Annotated in this window: 19 protein-coding genes; 9 read left to right on the top strand and 10 right to left on the bottom strand. The window is 40.4% G+C overall.

The features are described from left to right. The first annotated feature begins 162 nt into the window (after positions 1-162). From typA to BM043_RS00805, 4 genes are all read left to right on the top strand, one after another. Positions 163-1968, top strand: coding sequence for a translational GTPase TypA (gene typA / locus BM043_RS00820; protein WP_092788345.1), 1806 nt, complete (start codon positions 163-165; stop codon positions 1966-1968). A gap of 170 nt (positions 1969-2138) precedes the next feature. Next, positions 2139-3029: a hypothetical protein gene (locus BM043_RS00815; protein WP_092788344.1), complete on the top strand. Its 891-nt coding sequence runs from the start codon at positions 2139-2141 to the stop codon at positions 3027-3029. 194 nt (positions 3030-3223) lie between these two features. Continuing rightward, the gene (locus tag BM043_RS00810; RefSeq protein ID WP_092788343.1) at positions 3224-3616 is read left to right on the top strand and encodes a Dabb family protein; all 393 of its coding nucleotides are present in this window, start codon (positions 3224-3226) and stop codon (positions 3614-3616) included. Positions 3617-3665: 49 nt separating this feature from the next. Further along, positions 3666-4985, top strand: coding sequence for a S41 family peptidase (locus BM043_RS00805; protein WP_092788342.1), 1320 nt, complete (start codon positions 3666-3668; stop codon positions 4983-4985). A 2-nt stretch (positions 4986-4987) separates the two neighbouring features. On the opposite strand, the gene BM043_RS00800 is transcribed toward BM043_RS00805, so the two are convergent. The 8 genes from BM043_RS00800 to BM043_RS19435 form a co-directional block, all read right to left on the bottom strand. Then, the gene (locus BM043_RS00800) at positions 4988-5338 is read right to left on the bottom strand and encodes a DUF5615 family PIN-like protein (protein ID WP_092788341.1); all 351 of its coding nucleotides are present in this window, start codon (positions 5336-5338) and stop codon (positions 4988-4990) included. After that, the gene (locus tag BM043_RS00795) at positions 5335-5571 is read right to left on the bottom strand and encodes a DUF433 domain-containing protein (protein ID WP_092788340.1); all 237 of its coding nucleotides are present in this window, start codon (positions 5569-5571) and stop codon (positions 5335-5337) included. The genes BM043_RS00800 and BM043_RS00795 overlap by 4 nt, the downstream gene beginning before the upstream one ends. Positions 5572-5682: 111 nt before the next feature. Further along, a complete protein-coding gene (gene hisIE, locus BM043_RS00790) occupies positions 5683-6279 on the bottom strand; it encodes a bifunctional phosphoribosyl-AMP cyclohydrolase/phosphoribosyl-ATP diphosphatase HisIE (protein WP_092788339.1) in 597 nt (198 codons plus the stop codon). 346 nt (positions 6280-6625) lie between these two features. After that, on the bottom strand, positions 6626-7381 hold the full coding sequence (hisF, locus tag BM043_RS00785) for an imidazole glycerol phosphate synthase subunit HisF (RefSeq protein ID WP_092788338.1): 756 nt from the start codon (positions 7379-7381) through the stop codon (positions 6626-6628). 167 nt (positions 7382-7548) lie between these two features. Next, positions 7549-8262, bottom strand: a complete 714-nt coding sequence (hisA, locus tag BM043_RS00780; RefSeq protein ID WP_092788337.1) for a 1-(5-phosphoribosyl)-5-[(5-phosphoribosylamino)methylideneamino]imidazole-4-carboxamide isomerase — start codon at positions 8260-8262, stop codon at positions 7549-7551. A gap of 148 nt (positions 8263-8410) precedes the next feature. Continuing rightward, positions 8411-9007, bottom strand: a complete 597-nt coding sequence (gene hisH / locus BM043_RS00775) for an imidazole glycerol phosphate synthase subunit HisH (RefSeq protein WP_092788336.1) — start codon at positions 9005-9007, stop codon at positions 8411-8413. A gap of 166 nt (positions 9008-9173) precedes the next feature. Continuing rightward, complete coding sequence (locus BM043_RS00770) at positions 9174-9956, bottom strand: phenylalanine 4-monooxygenase (RefSeq protein ID WP_092788335.1); 783 nt, start codon at positions 9954-9956, stop codon at positions 9174-9176. A 365-nt stretch (positions 9957-10321) separates the two neighbouring features. Continuing rightward, complete coding sequence (locus BM043_RS19435; protein WP_177188396.1) at positions 10322-10498, bottom strand: helix-turn-helix domain-containing protein; 177 nt, start codon at positions 10496-10498, stop codon at positions 10322-10324. A 486-nt stretch (positions 10499-10984) separates the two neighbouring features. Between BM043_RS19435 and BM043_RS00765 the strand changes: the two genes are divergently transcribed. The 5 genes from BM043_RS00765 to BM043_RS00740 all read left to right on the top strand — a co-directional run bounded on the left by BM043_RS00765 (position 10985) and on the right by BM043_RS00740 (position 14229). Further along, positions 10985-11254, top strand: coding sequence for a hypothetical protein (locus BM043_RS00765; protein WP_092788334.1), 270 nt, complete (start codon positions 10985-10987; stop codon positions 11252-11254). 100 nt (positions 11255-11354) lie between these two features. After that, positions 11355-12389, top strand: a complete 1035-nt coding sequence (locus BM043_RS00760) for a BF3164 family lipoprotein (RefSeq protein WP_092788333.1) — start codon at positions 11355-11357, stop codon at positions 12387-12389. A gap of 243 nt (positions 12390-12632) precedes the next feature. Beyond that, positions 12633-13631, top strand: coding sequence for a 6-bladed beta-propeller (locus BM043_RS00750; RefSeq protein ID WP_177188395.1), 999 nt, complete (start codon positions 12633-12635; stop codon positions 13629-13631). Positions 13632-13709: 78 nt separating this feature from the next. Then, positions 13710-13949, top strand: a complete 240-nt coding sequence (locus tag BM043_RS00745) for a ribbon-helix-helix domain-containing protein (RefSeq protein ID WP_092788330.1) — start codon at positions 13710-13712, stop codon at positions 13947-13949. Next, positions 13942-14229 (top strand): type II toxin-antitoxin system RelE/ParE family toxin, encoded by a 288-nt coding sequence (locus tag BM043_RS00740; protein WP_092788329.1) that lies wholly within the window; start codon positions 13942-13944, stop codon positions 14227-14229. The genes BM043_RS00745 and BM043_RS00740 overlap by 8 nt, the downstream gene beginning before the upstream one ends. Before the next feature lie 79 nt (positions 14230-14308). Here BM043_RS00740 and BM043_RS00735 read toward each other — a convergent pair whose 3' ends face one another. After that, complete coding sequence (locus BM043_RS00735; RefSeq protein ID WP_092788714.1) at positions 14309-14560, bottom strand: type II toxin-antitoxin system Phd/YefM family antitoxin; 252 nt, start codon at positions 14558-14560, stop codon at positions 14309-14311. An 80-nt stretch (positions 14561-14640) separates the two neighbouring features. Then, positions 14641-15660 carry a 3-deoxy-7-phosphoheptulonate synthase gene (gene aroF, locus BM043_RS00730; RefSeq protein ID WP_092788328.1) on the bottom strand — a complete coding sequence of 340 codons (1020 nt, stop codon included), beginning with the start codon at positions 15658-15660 and terminating at the stop codon, positions 14641-14643. Positions 15661-15667: the final 7 nt, after the last annotated feature.

The following is a 15667-nucleotide window of genomic DNA, read 5'->3' as shown; positions in this document are numbered from 1 at the left end:
TGACTGTCTGCTTTTTCCAATTTCTCACCTTAAACTTCTGCTTTCCTGACTAGTGCCCACAGCCTACTTTTACCTAATATGAGATTCTGATTTTTACTTCACATTACCTTAATCAAACTCCCATTATTTTTCGCTACCTTTGCGGCTCGAAAAACGCAGATCATGCAGAATATCAGAAATATCGCGATTATCGCACACGTTGACCACGGCAAAACTACGCTTGTGGACAAAATCATCCATGCTTCCAAAATCTTCCGGGAAAATCAGCAGTTTGACGACTTGATTCTGGACAACAATGATTTGGAACGCGAGCGTGGAATCACCATTCTTTCAAAGAACGTTTCCGTTCGCTACAAAGACACCAAAATCAATATCATTGATACTCCCGGTCACGCCGACTTTGGAGGAGAAGTAGAGCGCGTATTGAAAATGGCCGATGGCGTTATCCTTCTAGTGGATGCCTTCGAAGGTCCTATGCCGCAAACTCGATTTGTATTGGGCAAAGCCCTTGCTTTGGGACTGACCCCAATCGTAGTAGTCAACAAGGTGGACAAAGAAAACTGTCGCCCTGATGAGGTGCACGAATCAGTTTTTGACCTGATGTTTAACTTGGACGCGACCGAAGAACAATTGGGATTTCACACCTTGTACGGTTCAGCTAAGCAAAACTGGATGGGGCCCGATTGGAAAAACCCAACCGATTCTATTCTTCCACTTTTAGATGCGATTTTAGAATACATCCCAGCCCCTAAAATTGACGAGGGGACCCTGCAGATGCAGATCACCTCATTGGATTACTCCAATTTCGTAGGCCGAATCGCTATCGGACGAGTCAAAAGAGGAACCATCAAAGAAAACGCCCAACTGACCCTTTGCAAAGCAGACGGCGTATTCAAAAAAGTAAAAGTCAAAGAACTTCATGTCTTTGAAGGACTCGGAAAAGCGAAAGTATCAGAAGTAGTCGCAGGAGACATTTGTGCAGTGACAGGAATTGAAGATTTTGAGATCGGAGATACCTTAGCTGATTTGGAAAAGCCAGAAGCGCTTCCTAGAATCTCGATAGATGAGCCTACGATGAATATGCTCTTCACTATCAACAACTCCCCTTTCTTCGGCAAAGAAGGAAAATTCGTGACTTCCCGTCACCTCAGAGATCGATTGATGAAGGAGATGGAGAAAAACCTGGCCCTTCGCGTGGAAACTACCGACTCAGAAGATAAATTTTTGGTTTATGGCCGCGGTATCCTTCACTTGTCTGTGTTGATCGAGACGATGAGAAGAGAAGGTTACGAGCTTCAGGTAGGTCAGCCTCAGGTGATTTTCAAAGAGATAGACGGAGTAAAACACGAGCCCATTGAGACCCTAGTCGTAGATGTGCCTCAGGAGACGGCAGGAAAAGTAATCGAATTGGCCACTCAGCGAAAAGGAGAACTCTTGATCATGGAGCCAAAGGGCGATTTGCAGCATTTGGAGTTCAAAATTCCTTCCAGAGGATTGATTGGTTTGAGAAACAATGTTTTGACCGCCACTCAGGGTGAGGCCATCATGAACCATCGATTTTCTGCATACGAACCTTTCAAAGGAAATATCCCGGAACGAAATAACGGCTCGTTGATATCCATGGAAGCTGGGCAATGTACGGCTTATGCCATTGACAAATTGCAGGATCGAGGAACATTCTTTATTGAACCTGGAGATGAACTCTATACCGGACAGGTAATCGGTGAAAACTCCCGTGACAGCGATATCGTCGTCAATGTGCAGAAAGGTAAAAAACTGACCAACATGAGAGCCTCGGGTTCGGATGATAATGTCAGAATTGCTCCGGCGAAGAAATTCTCTTTGGAGGAAGCCATGGAATACATCCAAAAGGATGAATACTTGGAGATCACGCCAAAATCCATCCGAATGAGAAAAATTTATTTGGATGAGAACGAGCGAAATCGAATGGCGAAGAAAGAAGCGTAAGGTTAGAGACAAGAAAAAAGACAGATAGAAAATAGATCAAAGACCTCGGTGAAATTCACTGAGGTCTTTTTTCTTGCCTATTATCCAGCGATTTATGAATTTCTCTTTGATTAACTTAAACTTTTTTAAGTACTTCACCGTGTATCCAGTAAATCATTAATTCCTACCCCATGCGCATTTTATTACTTATTTCCGTAGTCTTTTTTATTGGCAGCCAAGCCTTCGCTCAATCAAAACATGACCTCATTTATCTTTCCGAAGAACCCAAAGAAGTCAAGGTCAAAGAAATAGGTCAATCCAATATCAAATACACTTACCCGGACGAAGAAGTGGTTTACTCCATCAATAAATTTTTGGTGTCCAAAGTAGAATTTGAAAGTGGCAGAGTGGAAAATTTCAAATCCCCGCTGAAGCCGGTTAATAATTTAACAGACGCCAAGGATGTTTATCTCACGTTTAATCCCGATGAGGTCACAGGGCTTTATAATCTGGGTAATCTATTTTCAAAAGCTACGGGTGTCACTACCCTTTCCAGCATCAACAAGGTCAATAACAGAGCCTTGGAAAAATTAAAATATGAAGCTACGATGATGGGTGCCAATGCGGTCTATATCGGAAACCAATATCAAAGAGGAAATCAATACGGAAATGAGTACACCCCGGGGAACAGTACTCAGACCTCTTATTCGGGAATGGCCTTTTCGAACAAAAAATTGAATCTGGATGAAATTGAGGAGATGTTAAAAACTCAGCAATTGACCCCATTTCAAAAAGTCGTATTAAAAAGAAATGGCTGGTCTCCAAAAACCTTTGATAAACCCTCTTTTACCGACTCAGGGGAAAGCATTGCACTCGATATCGAAAAAATCACCCGATCAGAAGATGCGATTTTTGTCACCATCCCCTCACTTCGGGCAAAATCAAATAAACTAAAAGTCGTCAGCTACCAAGAAGACTCTATTACTCTTATGGAAAGGGATGATAATGGAATCACCAATTATTTGCTTTTGACGGAAAATCACCCATTTATCAGAAATATAAGAGAGAATATCAATAATTAATCCCCGCAAAGGCTGCATGTCAAACAACAGCCTATTTTGCTTGCTATTTTGGGCAATAAATAACCTAAATTTTTATAGTAATTTTTGATGAATTTGAAGTGCCTTAAGATTAAAAAAAGACGGCCAAAAGGTAAAATCTATGCTTCCTTTTCAAAATTCTTTATCTTTTGAAACTTATTCTTAAAACCTACAAAATGAACCGAAGAAGAAACTTCCTCAAAACTATTTCGGCAGCCTCCGCTGCTGCTTTCTTACCTATAACCTCTATTGCACAAAAGATGAAAAAACAGAAAATGATCCACCAAGTGTACTTTTGGCTACACGATGAAAACGACACTCAGGAATTTCTCACAGCCGCTGTTCCCATGCTGGGAAAATGCAAAACCGTCGGGAAATTCATCGCCGGCACTCCTGCAGATACCGAAAAACGGGAAGTGGTTGATCATTCTTGGCAGGTCTCCTGTACCTTATTTTTTGACAGTCTGGAAGATCAGGCCGAATACCAGGTGGATCCACAGCACTTGGCCTTTATCGAAAAGTATTCCTCCATGTGGAAAACCGTCAAAGTGTACGATATCGCCATCTGATATCATCCACATTTAGGCAATTTCCGTAAATACCATTAAATCAAGGGATATGAAAAAATTAAGATGGATAATCGGATTGCTGGTCTTGGGATGCTGGTCTTGTCAAACGACAGATGATCCTACCCCTAATTCCCAGTCCGATCCAGTGAAGGAGGCGATTTTTTCTACTATGCAAGAATGGTATTTCTGGAATCAGGAACTCCCCAATCAAATCAATACGACGGATTATTCCAGTAACGAGGAGCTATTGGATGATATTATTTTCAAGCCCCTTGACCGCTTTTCCTACATCACCACTCAGGATGCATTTCAAAATGCCTTCGTGGGACGAAATGCCGGTCATGGGTTTGGCTTTGCCTTCAATTCGGAGGAAAAGCTCTTTCTGACTTTTGTCTTTGAAGAATCCCCTGCCGGAAAGGACGGTTGGCAGCGCGGTTGGGAAATCATCGAGATTAACGACAAACCCATCGCTGAATATCAAACCAGTTCGGGAGGATATGATTTCCAACTCGGCCCTCCGGAACCGGGAATCAGCAATACCTTTACCTTTAGACTTCCTGATGGCAGCACGACTTCCAGAACCAATAGTAAAGCCGAATATCAGTCTAATTCTGTGCTGCATCAAGAAGTGATTGAGGCTGGAGAAAAAACCGTAGGCTATTGGGTATATCAAAGCTTCAAGGCCACAGCAGGTTTAAGTCCGACCCGATCAGAGGAGGTAGAGGCTTCGATGGACTTTTTCACCCAGGAAGGCATCGATGAATTGATCATTGATTTGCGCTACAACGGCGGCGGATCCGTGGCTGTAGCAGAGCAAATTCTCAACTATCTGATTCAGCCAGCCAATTCGGGGCGTCTGATGTACACCAATAAATTAAACGAAGATAAGACCAGTTTTAATGACTCTGAAAATTTCTCCAAGCTCGGTTCACTCAATCTGAATCGCCTAGTCTTCATCACCAGCAGAGGTTCTGCATCGGCATCCGAACTAGTGATCAATTCGCTCAATCCGTACATGGATGTGGTGCTGATCGGTGATAATACCTTTGGAAAACCGGTAGGATCTTTTCCGCTTTCCCGATACAATCGAACACTCGCTGACAATGATGTCGAGCTCGTCCCCATCACCTTTGCCACGGCAAATGCTGAGGGAGAAGCGGAGTATTTTGAGGGATTCCCGGCTGATTTTGAAGTGGGAGACAGCCCGCAGTTTCCTTGGGGAGATCCACAGGATTTCAGATTGGCTGCAGCCCTGCAGTTTATCCAAAACGGAACCATTAGCGGCAGAATGAGAAGTACCTTTTTCCAACCCAAATGGGAAATGATCGATGCTTTTAAAGGGTTACAGCAGGAGTTTCCTTCTTATTGATTTCAAGCTATAAAACTGTCATTTCTACTTCCTATTTCTAGCAAAAACGTTGGCTTCGAATCGAGTTTTAAAAGTTGATCAATCCGTATTTTGAAGATCTCTATCAAAGCTTTGTTAGAAATGTTTCCAAGATTGATTTTCACCAATTTCTTAGGCTTTCTTTTCAGGAGAAAACTTATTTTAAAGTCAGCGTCTTTAAAAATATAATTTCCCTCATCTGCAAATTTTGCAATTTCAGAGTATTTAGTACTTGATCCTTCAAGGATTGAATTCACATGAACAGATTCATATCCTAAATCCTGAAAAAATGAAACTAGTTTAAATGGGATATGTACATCACAAAGAAATTTCACGACGCCAAATCCAAAAGAGAATTACCAGAGAGAACCAATTTGGCAAATTGTAAGGATGCAAATATATCCTCTTTTTCCAATTCTGGATGATCTTCAATGATCTCATCTACTGACATTCCAGAACCCAATAAATCAATAATAACCTCGACTGGCCACCGCATTCCGCGAATATAAGGCTTGCTGTGACAGATTTCTGGATGGCTAGTAATTCTAGCAAGTAGGTCCGAATTCATATTCCAAATTAATACTTTTAACGTAAATAACGGACTTGCTTTAATTTAGATTCTTATGACATCAACTTTTCCTGCTACTAGCAACAAAAAGATCGATGGTTTCTCATTACTCTATTTCTGATGCCGCTGAATCAGCACCTCCATCACTTCATCCAACTCATAGCCTTTGGCTTCCAGGAGCACGAGATAGTGAAAAAGCAGATCAGCCGCTTCCCCTAGAAATAGCTCTTTGTTGTCATCCTTGGCTTCAATCACAATTTCCACCGCTTCCTCTCCTACTTTTTGGGCCACTTTATTGATGCCCTTGGCAAAAAGTGAGGCCGTATAGGATTGATCGGAGGGATTGTTTTTTCGATCCTTAATAATCGCCCGGAGTTGGTCGATAAAACCCGTTTTGGAAGCATTCACTTCAAAAAAGCAGGTATCAGCACCCGTATGGCAAACAGGCCCGCTTGGTTTGGCTTTTATCAAAATTGAATCTCCGTCACAGTCAACAGCCATAGAAACAAAATCCATAAAATTCCCGGAAGTCTCCCCTTTGGTCCATAGCCGATTTTTGCTTCGGGAGAAAAAAGTCACCTTTCCCGTTTCCTGAGTTTTGGCTAAAGCCTCCTCGTTCATATAGCCCTGCATCAGCACTTTTCCGCTGATCGCATCTTGGACGATAGCAGGGACGAGGCCGTTCATTTTTTCAAAGTCGATGTTCATATTCTTAAACCTTTGAGGTTTTCAAAACCTCGAAGGTTTTGGTTTTAATTAAACTAAATTTTTTTTCTAAACAGAAATACTATTGAAATATGGGGCTATCTCTAAAGTATGAGACTCAGTCATAGCGAGTGAAAAGAAGCGATCTCAATGTTGATTTAAATTAAATCGGAATAGATTACTTCGCTTTGTTCGCAGTGACTAATGATTTTTGAGACAGCCTCGAAATAAATTCAGTATGAATTCATCCTATATTTCAGCCCGTTTTAACGGGCCACATTTCAACGTATTTCAATTGTGTTTCTTCCATAATTTATTAAAACCTTCGAGCTCTTAGAGACCTCAAAGGTTACTTTCGGATACTAACCCCCTCCCCAATCAAATATTCTTTCAAGGTCGGAACGGGAATTTCCTTAAAGTGGAAAATACTAGCCGCCAAAGCCGCATCCGCTTTCCCAAAGGTAAACACATCCTTGAAATGCGGCATACTCCCCGCTCCTCCCGAGGCGATTACAGGAATAGACAAGGCTGAGGAAATCTCCGCGGTCAGCTCATTGGCAAAGCCTGCTTTGGTACCGTCATGGTCCATGGAAGTCAACAAAACCTCCCCAGCGCCCCGATCAGCGACTTCCTGTGCCCAGGCTTGGGTTTTGAGCAAAGTGGGTTTTCTTCCTCCATGCGTATGGACAAAATCAATCCCATCCACATTTCGGGTATCAATCGCCACGACAATACACTGGGAACCAAACTCCCGAGCCATCTGATCAATCACTACGGGATTCTTTACTGCAGCCGAATTGATGGAAATCTTGTCCGCACCCGCTGCCAAGAGGACTTTTACGTCCTCCACTGTAGAAATTCCCCCACCGACGGTAAAGGGAATATTGATCGCCTTGGCTACTTTGGTTACGAGTTCGGCTAATGTTTTTCGCTTGTCCACCGTCGCCGTGATATCCAAAAACACGAGTTCGTCAGCTCCCTCATCGGAGTAGATTTTCGCCAGCTCCACCGGGTCACCGGCATCTCGGAGTTGCACAAAGTTAACTCCTTTGACTGTACGACCATCTTTGATATCGAGGCAGGGAATGATTCGCTTAGTTAGCATAATTGGTTATTCAAAAACTTCTTAATTCTTTATTCGATGTTAGAAAATTTACGATTTACGAATGACGATTTACGGGATTTTGGGGAACTTCAATCCTAGAAATCCATGGTTGAGATTACTGATTAAAATCCAATTGGATGTCGTAAATCAAAAATCGAAATCGTAAATTAAAAGGCTGCCAATTCTTCCAAACTCACCCTTCCCTCGTAGTAGGCTTTTCCCACGATCGCTCCATAAACCCCGATTTTCTCCAACTCTTCCAAGTCCTTTACCGAAGAAACTCCTCCACTGGCGATTAATTTCAAATCCGGAATTTCCTGCAAAATCTCCTGATACAAATCCACCGAAGGACCCTGAAGCAGGCCATCTTTGGCCACGTCAGTACAGATGACATAGCGGATTCCTTTGTCGAAATAGCTTTTGATAAAGGGAATTAAATCCACCGAAGTGGTTTCCTCCCAGCCTCCAACTGCAATTTTTCGATCTTTGGCATCTGCACCCAGAATGATTTTCTCGGAACCGAATTTGGTAATCCACTCCTCGAAAAGGACCGGATTTTTCACAGCAATACTTCCTCCCGTGACTTGACTTGCTCCCAGGGAAAAGGCTTTTTCGATTTCCTCATCCGCTTGAATTCCACCGCCAAAATCCACTTGCAAATTCGTTCCAGCACAGATTCGTTCCAGAACCTCAGCATTGATGATTTTTTTGGCTTGGGCACCGTCCAAGTCCACTAAATGCAGACGCGAAATTCCTGCATCTTCAAATCGCTTGGCCATTTCGAGCGGATCGTCATGGTATTCCTTTTTGCTGCTGTAGTCGCCCTGACTGAGGCGGACACATTTGCCTCCGATTAGATCAATTGCTGGTATTATATACATGGGAGAATTTGAATAAAGTACGATTTACGATTTTTGATTTACGACACAGAAAAGGACTTCAAGCCCAATCTTCAAGGGGTGAGCTTTGAATGAAATGATTGGAGTACCGGCAGAGGTCGTAAATCGTCATTCGTAAATCGTAAATTGGTTATATGTTTAAGAAGTTAGATAGCATTTTCTCCCCCACCGTACTGCTTTTCTCCGGGTGAGCCTGAATTGCCCAGTAATTGTCTCGATGAAGAATCGCGGTAAAGTCATGGATATAATGCGTGGTCGCGATGGTCACCTCGCTCAATTCGGCATAATAGCTGTGCACATAGTACAGAAATTTGGATTCTGGTAAATCCCGGAGCAGCACATCATCAGCGAGGTTTTCCAGCTCATTCCAACCAATATGCGGAACTTTAAATTCCTGAGAGTTTTCTGGAATAAACTTTTTCACTTTCACGGGAAAAATCCCCAAACAATCCGTATCATTTTCCTCGGAGTGTTCGCAAAGCAATTGTAAGCCCAAGCAAACCCCCAGAAAGGGTTGCTTGATTTCCCGGATGACTTGATCGAGTTGGCGGGCCTTGAGGTAAGTCATGGCCGAACTCGCCTCTCCCTGTCCGGGAAAGATGATTTTATCCGCTGATCGGATTTTATCCGGGTCATCGGTCAGTTCGGCCTCTACTCCGAGTCGCTCTAAAGCATACAAGACCGACTGCACATTTCCTGCGTTGTATTTGATTACGGCTACTTTCATAGGAAAAGACCGAAGACCGAAGACGAAAGACGGAAGGATTACCCGATCTTCAGACTGCTATCCTCAATCATTTTTTGTTAATTAGTGAGATGCACGGTGTCCGATGTCGGATGCCCCATCGTACATCGGTCATCTGACACCGGACAAAATTTCTGTTTTCTTAATTCTAGCTTCTTGGCTCTTTAGTCAACATTTCCTCCAAAACCTTCTCAATTTCTGGAAGGGAATTGTAAAGTTGCTCATAACTTTCGATCACGAAGTATTTATCCTGGAATTTATCTTTCCAATACTCCTGATTCATGATTCGGCGCACATCGTAAGGATAGTGTGCCGGTTCATCAGAAAGGGAAAATTTCGTTTCCCCTTTGGAACTCAATATCCCTGCTCCATAGATTCGTAACTCCCTATTTTCACGGATCAATCCAAACTCGATCGTAAACCAATAAATCCGGCTAAGCAACTGGATCGCCCAAGGATTATCGATGTGCTTCAACGCAATTCCAGAAAGCTTTTCCAGAAAATCCACATAGGGTTGATTGGTCAGTAGGGGCATGTGAGCGAAGGCATCGTGAAACATATCCGGCTCCTCGAGATAGTCCAACTGCTCCATTTTGCGCAGCCAAGTGGAAGAAGGAAACCTGCGGTTGTTTAGTAAACCAAAGAACAGATCATCATCGATTAAGCCTGGAACAACTTGCACAGCCCATCCTGTGGTTTCTTTTAAAATCTCATTGAGTTCCTCAAAATTAGCAATGCGATCAGCTGTAAACTTGACGATTTCCACTCCATCCAAGTAAGCCTGCGAAGCTGCTTTAGGTAAGTTGGGCATTTGTCGCTCATAGAGAATCTTCCATACCTTAAAATCTTCTGGGGTATAGGCTTCATATTCCTGCCTGAGGTCTTGCAATCTCGGGTCACTAAAGACCCAATCTCTTGGTTTATCAGTCATATTTCTTGTTGGGTTTATATATTTTCTAACTCTTTCCTTTATTTTAAGTTTTCCAAGCTATCCAGCTTCGATCACTCACCCTTATCCTACTTCTCCTGAAGCAGGAACTGCTTTCGGAAAAGCAGCCTAGCCTGTTGAGGTGACTTTAAAACGAAAAAAGCCCATTCCGCAATTGGAATAGGCTTCGATATCGTTCACAAAAAACCATACTCATCCCATTCCTTCATTGAAGCGGATAGTGAGAATGATGAATATAGGTTCTTGGGGTTGGATTCACGGTGTGAATTTACAAAGGGAAACGGCCTAACACAAGCTTATTTTACAAATCACCAAAAGTTTCTGGTTTTGAGATTGGAAAGCGGGAATTAGGAAGCCTTTTGATGCATCCCAAATTTCAAATAAATCAGTTCTTGTTCCTTAGGGGAAACCAAACCTCTAGTAATCGACAAGTTTTCCTTTTGAATCCATCGGGTTAGGGTTTTAGCAGAAATTCCAAATTCCTCGGCGATTTCTTGTCTGGATTTTGCTCTGTACGTTCTCATATTAAAAAGATGAATTAACTATGAAATATTGCTTAAGAAAGTAAAGCTCATTTAATAATCCAAGAAAAAGTTGTGAAAATTAAAAATCATTCCGAATCTTCCGTAGAGACACACCCTTCTCCTTCCAAATAGTAAATCAAATTGTCCGAAATTGTCCGAAAATAAAATTAATAAATCTTTTACCTTTATTTCATGAGAAAGTGAAACAGGCTAATTGAAATGTTTGCAGGCTTATGAACTAAAATCGGTTCTTTCGTTGAGGAAAAATAGGGTGAAGAAATTTTATTCTGAAATTTTGCTTTTCCTCCTCAGTAGGTATAAGATTTTACTTGGTGTATTCATAGCATGCAACAGGAGAATATTAAGAGAAAAAAGTCAAAAACCATCTTATTCTAACTAGCAAAAGTCAATTCTAATTGAATTTAAATTATTAAAAGTCCGATGAAGGGTAAATAATTAAATCAACTTTACTTAAATAAAATTATCATGAAAACAGCAATTAAAAAAATTAGAAAACCTTTTATTCTAGGAATATTCATTTTTGCTCTATCCTTAAACTTTGGAGTAGGTATAAATGGATTAAAAAAATTTTCTGGAAATACCGTATACGCACAGTCTAGCAAACCAGAAACATGCTATGGCAACTGCAAAATAGATCCGAAGGGAGATTGCTACATAAATACAGTTGATCCTAATGGATATCCGATAATTGGAATATGTATCGGAATGAGCAGAGATTTTGGTATGGGAGGGTGATTGAAAAATGAAAGATCAATTCTATCTCAGGTTAAATAGTTCGAAACTAAGATAATAGCAAATTAATGCATAGATCTTTTTTATACGATTAGAAAAGCAAATGAATATTAAGAAAAATCTTTTAATAAGCTTTCTCTCAATTTTAACAATAAGTTGTACTCAAAATGAAAGAAAGCTCTTAAATCAGGATTCACAATTTTCCCATTCTGACTTTGAATCTGTTACAAAGATTACGGGACAACCATTAAATAAAATTTCGGATTCCCTTATTTTTCCAAGTTCAATTGGGCTAGTGGGAGATTATCTATTAATAGCAGAAAGAAGTCCAGGCAATCTAGTCCATATCATCAATCTAAAAAATGAAACACACTTAGGACGTTTCGGAAGTAGAGGAATGGGGCCTGGGGAAGTCCCTAATGCATGGAAATTATTCCCCTTTAATTTTAACGACATCGGAATCTTGGACCATGAAATAGGAAAAATATTAATTTATAATAAGGATTCAATAATTCAAGATAAAGGATTAAAAGGTGAATACACAGTAAAAGAAGCAATGCATAGCAATGGGGTAATAGAATTCGACGAGAAATTTTATATACTTGGAAATTACAATGAGGATTCCAGGCTTATTGTAGGAAAAACAACAGACTCTTTATCTGACTTAAGACAGTTTGGGAATTTTCCAAAATTGAATTTGAATTACGAAAAGTTAAACGATTTTGATCAAAAAACGACCTTGAACCAAGCCGAAATCAGCAACTGTAAAGACATTGCCTTAATTTCATATTTCAATATCCCTCTTTTTCAAATAATTAACTTAAGTACTAATCAAGAAGTAAATATTGTTGGTCCAGATCCTTTACCTTCAAATGAATTAATTGGTGAATTAAAATACTATTATTCCAGCATTATAACCGAAAATTTTATTTATTTGCTTTACATTACTGACAAGAAAGAGTTTAAATACGTATCGAATACAGTTTTGGTTTTTGATCACTCTGGTAAACCCAGAAAAAAAATAATTCTAGATAAAGAAGTGTATCAAATTACAGTATATGAAGACAATTACTTATATGGTCTTACCTACGACAATGATGAAGACCCTTTTACCCTTTATAAATATACATTAGAATAAATCAGTTCTTGTTCCTTAGGGGAAATCGAACCTCGGGAAATAACCAGTTTTTCCTTTTGAATCCAGCGGGTTAGGGTTTTGGCAGAAATCTCAAATTCCTCGGTGATTTCTTTTCTGGATTTGAAAAAAGGAATTCTATTACTAATATTGAAATTAACAATTTTATTCAAAGAAATGCAGAGAAAGCTTCTACCATTCTTTAGTTACATTTTCTTCCTATTTTTTTCTTGTGAAAACAATTCATTGACAAATACCGAAAAATCTTCACCAAAAGAACCCAATTTCCAATCGCTGGCAGAACTTCAGGATAATTTATCTTTACTGGGAAGCCCTTCATCTTTTGACATCATGGAGGACGGTAGGATTGTCCTGACTGATCTGAACTCGCCCAAAATGATTATTTATGATCAAGATGGCAATCAAGAAAAAGTAATTCAGGCCGAGGGAAATGGCCCTTTGCAGTTTCAGAATCCCTCCATTGTAAAGTATTACGATGGGAAAATTTATCTTTGGTGTAGTCAACAATTAAAACTCATCACTTATACCCCAGACGGTGATCCGATAGAAGAATTTAAAATTTTTGATCGGGCCATTAGTAATTTTACCCCTTTTGAAGACAAACTCATCGCCTACACTAAAGGTGGCTTTATGGACTCATATATCCAAGTCTATGATTTAGGTTTAGGGAAATTAGAAAAAAGCCTGGGTGAAGTCAGTAATGAACAAGTGTTGTTAGATATTTTTTCCTGCTCGGGAGGGATAGATTTAAAAAACAATTATTTGATTTACATCCCTTCGGATGAGCTTAAAATCAACAAGTTTGACCTTACCACTATGCAATCTATCGAAGAAACAAGCCTTACAGATGAGGAATTTCAGGTTGGAGAAATCAAAACCAACCCGGTGGATATGGTCAATTCGGATTTTAATCAAGCTGTGAAGTTCATCAATGAAAATAGCACTGTTACGGGGATTTCCGCTTTAGATAAAGGGATGGTTTTGATATCCGAAGTGGGATATTATGAAGGCGATGCTCAAAAGGGAATCACCAACAGTTCTCATAGGTTTGACAAATATTATGTCTTAGATGATAACTTTGAACTGACCCAAGTCTATAAATCCAATAAAATTTTGGGAGCAAGTCCTTGCCTGATGACGACAAAAGGAAATTCCCTTTATCAACTCATACAGGGACAAAAAGAGAATGATGAAGGCTTTGTAATCAAAACCATTGATTTTTAATTGATCCCTTCATCATCAAAACCTAAGATATTGAAAGTGATTCAATTTTGATGTATTTTTACATCAAATAAAAGAACCATGGCAAGACAAAGTATTTCACTGACGGAACCAAATGATGAATGGCTAAAGGCACAAGTGGAAAATCAGGAATATAGTAGTAAAAGCGAACTGGTCAATGACTTGATTCGGCAGGCAAGAAAGCAACAGGCAGAAATTGATTGGCTGAGAGCTAAATTAGAAAAAGCGGAAAGCAGTGGCTTTACCAATGATACCAAGGACCAAATCTTGAAAGAAGCCAAGAAATTGATCAATGGCTGAATATAAATTAAGCCAAGAGGCAAAAAATGATTTGATTCGAATTTACCTATTTGGGTTAGAAAGATTTGGAATGAGTCAAGCGGAGAAATATTACAACAATTTATTTAATTGTTTTGAAATGATCGCTCAAAGGCCCTTCTCTTTCGAATCTATGGAGCACATTAAACCAGAGTATAGGCGTTGCGTCTGTGGCAGTGAAAGTATTTATTTTAAAATCAATCAAGAAATAGTAGAAATCATGGCTATCGTAGGAAGACAAGACCTTTCTCAAATCCGTTAGTAATGATACGTTTGAATTTTTTCTTGTCAATGCTTTGCGAGTAAAAGTAAACCCCCAAGCCATCACCGACCAAACAAACTCATTCTTCAATCAAAGGTTTTTCAATGATTTTTCCCGCTTTAGCTTCTTCAAGGGATTTCATAAGTACATCCCTGTTTTTTCCACTAAGTAAATAGCTGGTTTCTTTCAAAGCATTGTATTCATCCAAGGATATCAAGACCAAGTCTCGGTTGTCTTTTCTTTTTATAATCACTTCCTCCAGATCATCTACCACCAAATCAAACCCTTTCTTTAGGTTTACCCTCAAATCCGTATAATTCACAACCTTCATCGCCAATTATTTTTATATCTGTACTTATTTCCGTACGTAAATAAAATAATTCAAGTTTCCTTAAAGATAGAATCACGCCCTTAAAGCAAATCAAACCCTTTCCGCATCGCAAAACTTTCCCTAATCCAAGCAGCCAAACGTGCGCTTTGTGCAAAATCTAAGGTCTGCTGTCCATCCGAATAGGCCTTTTCAGGAATCTCATGGGATTCATAGATAATACCATCAGCACCCGCCATCACTCCGGCTAAGGCCATCTGTGGCACATAGGCGCGAATACCAATTCCATGAGATGGGTCCACGATCACCGGAAGATGGGACTTGGCTTTGAGAATTGGAATAGCATTAAGATCCAAGGTGTTTCGAGATGCCTTTTCGTAGGTTCGGATGCCGCGCTCACATAAAATCAGCTTTTCATTTCCTCCGGAGAACACATACTCCGCAGACTGAAGCAATTCTTCGATTGTTCCGGAGATTCCACGCTTGATCATTACGGCTTTGTCTACTTTTCCAAGCTCGTCGAGCAAGTTGAAGTTCTGGGAGTTTCGGGCCCCTACTTGATAGATATCCACATACGGATACATTTCCTCGATTTGGGAAGTTTGCATCACTTCGGTGACGATCTTCACCCCGGCTTCGGAGGCGATAGAATGCCAAAGTTTCAAACCATCGATGCCCATTCCCCGAAAGGCATAGGGGGAAGTTCGGGGTTTGAAGACCCCGCCGCGCATCATCCGGATTCCGTTTTCCACACAATGGTTGACCACCTTTTGAATTTGCTCCTCAGACTCGATCGAGCAGGGCCCGGTGATGATGGCCATTTCTCCGTCTTTGATAAAAACTCCGTCTCCCAAGTCTACGGAAGTAGGTTTTGCTTTCCATTTTTTGGAGACCAGTTTATATTCGTCAGAGACGATATGAATATCCCGAATACCGTCAAGTTGACCGATTTTACGGATATCAAATTCTTTTTTGCCGATTCCGATGATGTAATCCCCCAATTGGGTTTTTACCTCAGTGGTTTTGTAGCCGATTCCGTTGACCTGTTCGATCAGGGTTTCCTTTTGCTTGGAAGAAATATCGGGTTGTAGTTGGATAATCATATCGATT

The organism is Algoriphagus hitonicola (genome assembly GCF_900113375.1).
In the GTDB taxonomy this organism is placed as follows: Bacteria; Bacteroidota; Bacteroidia; order Cytophagales; family Cyclobacteriaceae; genus Algoriphagus; species Algoriphagus hitonicola.
This window is presented reverse-complemented; position numbering and strand designations above follow the sequence as displayed.

What these genes read in the sequence shown, in the direction of transcription:
- typA (WP_092788345.1), top strand. Translation starts at nt 163, where the DNA reads ATGCAGAATATCAGAAATATCGCGATTATCGCACACGTTGACCACGGC.
- BM043_RS00815 (WP_092788344.1), top strand. Translation starts at nt 2,139, where the DNA reads ATGCGCATTTTATTACTTATTTCCGTAGTCTTTTTTATTGGCAGCCAA.
- BM043_RS00810 (WP_092788343.1), top strand. Translation starts at nt 3,224, where the DNA reads ATGAACCGAAGAAGAAACTTCCTCAAAACTATTTCGGCAGCCTCCGCT.
- BM043_RS00805 (WP_092788342.1), top strand. Translation starts at nt 3,666, where the DNA reads ATGAAAAAATTAAGATGGATAATCGGATTGCTGGTCTTGGGATGCTGG.
- BM043_RS00795 (WP_092788340.1), bottom strand. Translation starts at nt 5,571, where the DNA reads ATGAATTCGGACCTACTTGCTAGAATTACTAGCCATCCAGAAATCTGT.
- hisIE (WP_092788339.1), bottom strand. Translation starts at nt 6,279, where the DNA reads ATGAACATCGACTTTGAAAAAATGAACGGCCTCGTCCCTGCTATCGTC.
- hisF (WP_092788338.1), bottom strand. Translation starts at nt 7,381, where the DNA reads ATGCTAACTAAGCGAATCATTCCCTGCCTCGATATCAAAGATGGTCGT.
- hisA (WP_092788337.1), bottom strand. Translation starts at nt 8,262, where the DNA reads ATGTATATAATACCAGCAATTGATCTAATCGGAGGCAAATGTGTCCGC.
- hisH (WP_092788336.1), bottom strand. Translation starts at nt 9,007, where the DNA reads ATGAAAGTAGCCGTAATCAAATACAACGCAGGAAATGTGCAGTCGGTC.
- BM043_RS00770 (WP_092788335.1), bottom strand. Translation starts at nt 9,956, where the DNA reads ATGACTGATAAACCAAGAGATTGGGTCTTTAGTGACCCGAGATTGCAA.
- BM043_RS19435 (WP_177188396.1), bottom strand. Translation starts at nt 10,498, where the DNA reads ATGAGAACGTACAGAGCAAAATCCAGACAAGAAATCGCCGAGGAATTT.
- BM043_RS00765 (WP_092788334.1), top strand. Translation starts at nt 10,985, where the DNA reads ATGAAAACAGCAATTAAAAAAATTAGAAAACCTTTTATTCTAGGAATA.
- BM043_RS00760 (WP_092788333.1), top strand. Translation starts at nt 11,355, where the DNA reads ATGAATATTAAGAAAAATCTTTTAATAAGCTTTCTCTCAATTTTAACA.
- BM043_RS00745 (WP_092788330.1), top strand. Translation starts at nt 13,710, where the DNA reads ATGGCAAGACAAAGTATTTCACTGACGGAACCAAATGATGAATGGCTA.
- BM043_RS00740 (WP_092788329.1), top strand. Translation starts at nt 13,942, where the DNA reads ATGGCTGAATATAAATTAAGCCAAGAGGCAAAAAATGATTTGATTCGA.
- BM043_RS00735 (WP_092788714.1), bottom strand. Translation starts at nt 14,560, where the DNA reads ATGAAGGTTGTGAATTATACGGATTTGAGGGTAAACCTAAAGAAAGGG.
- aroF (WP_092788328.1), bottom strand. Translation starts at nt 15,660, where the DNA reads ATGATTATCCAACTACAACCCGATATTTCTTCCAAGCAAAAGGAAACC.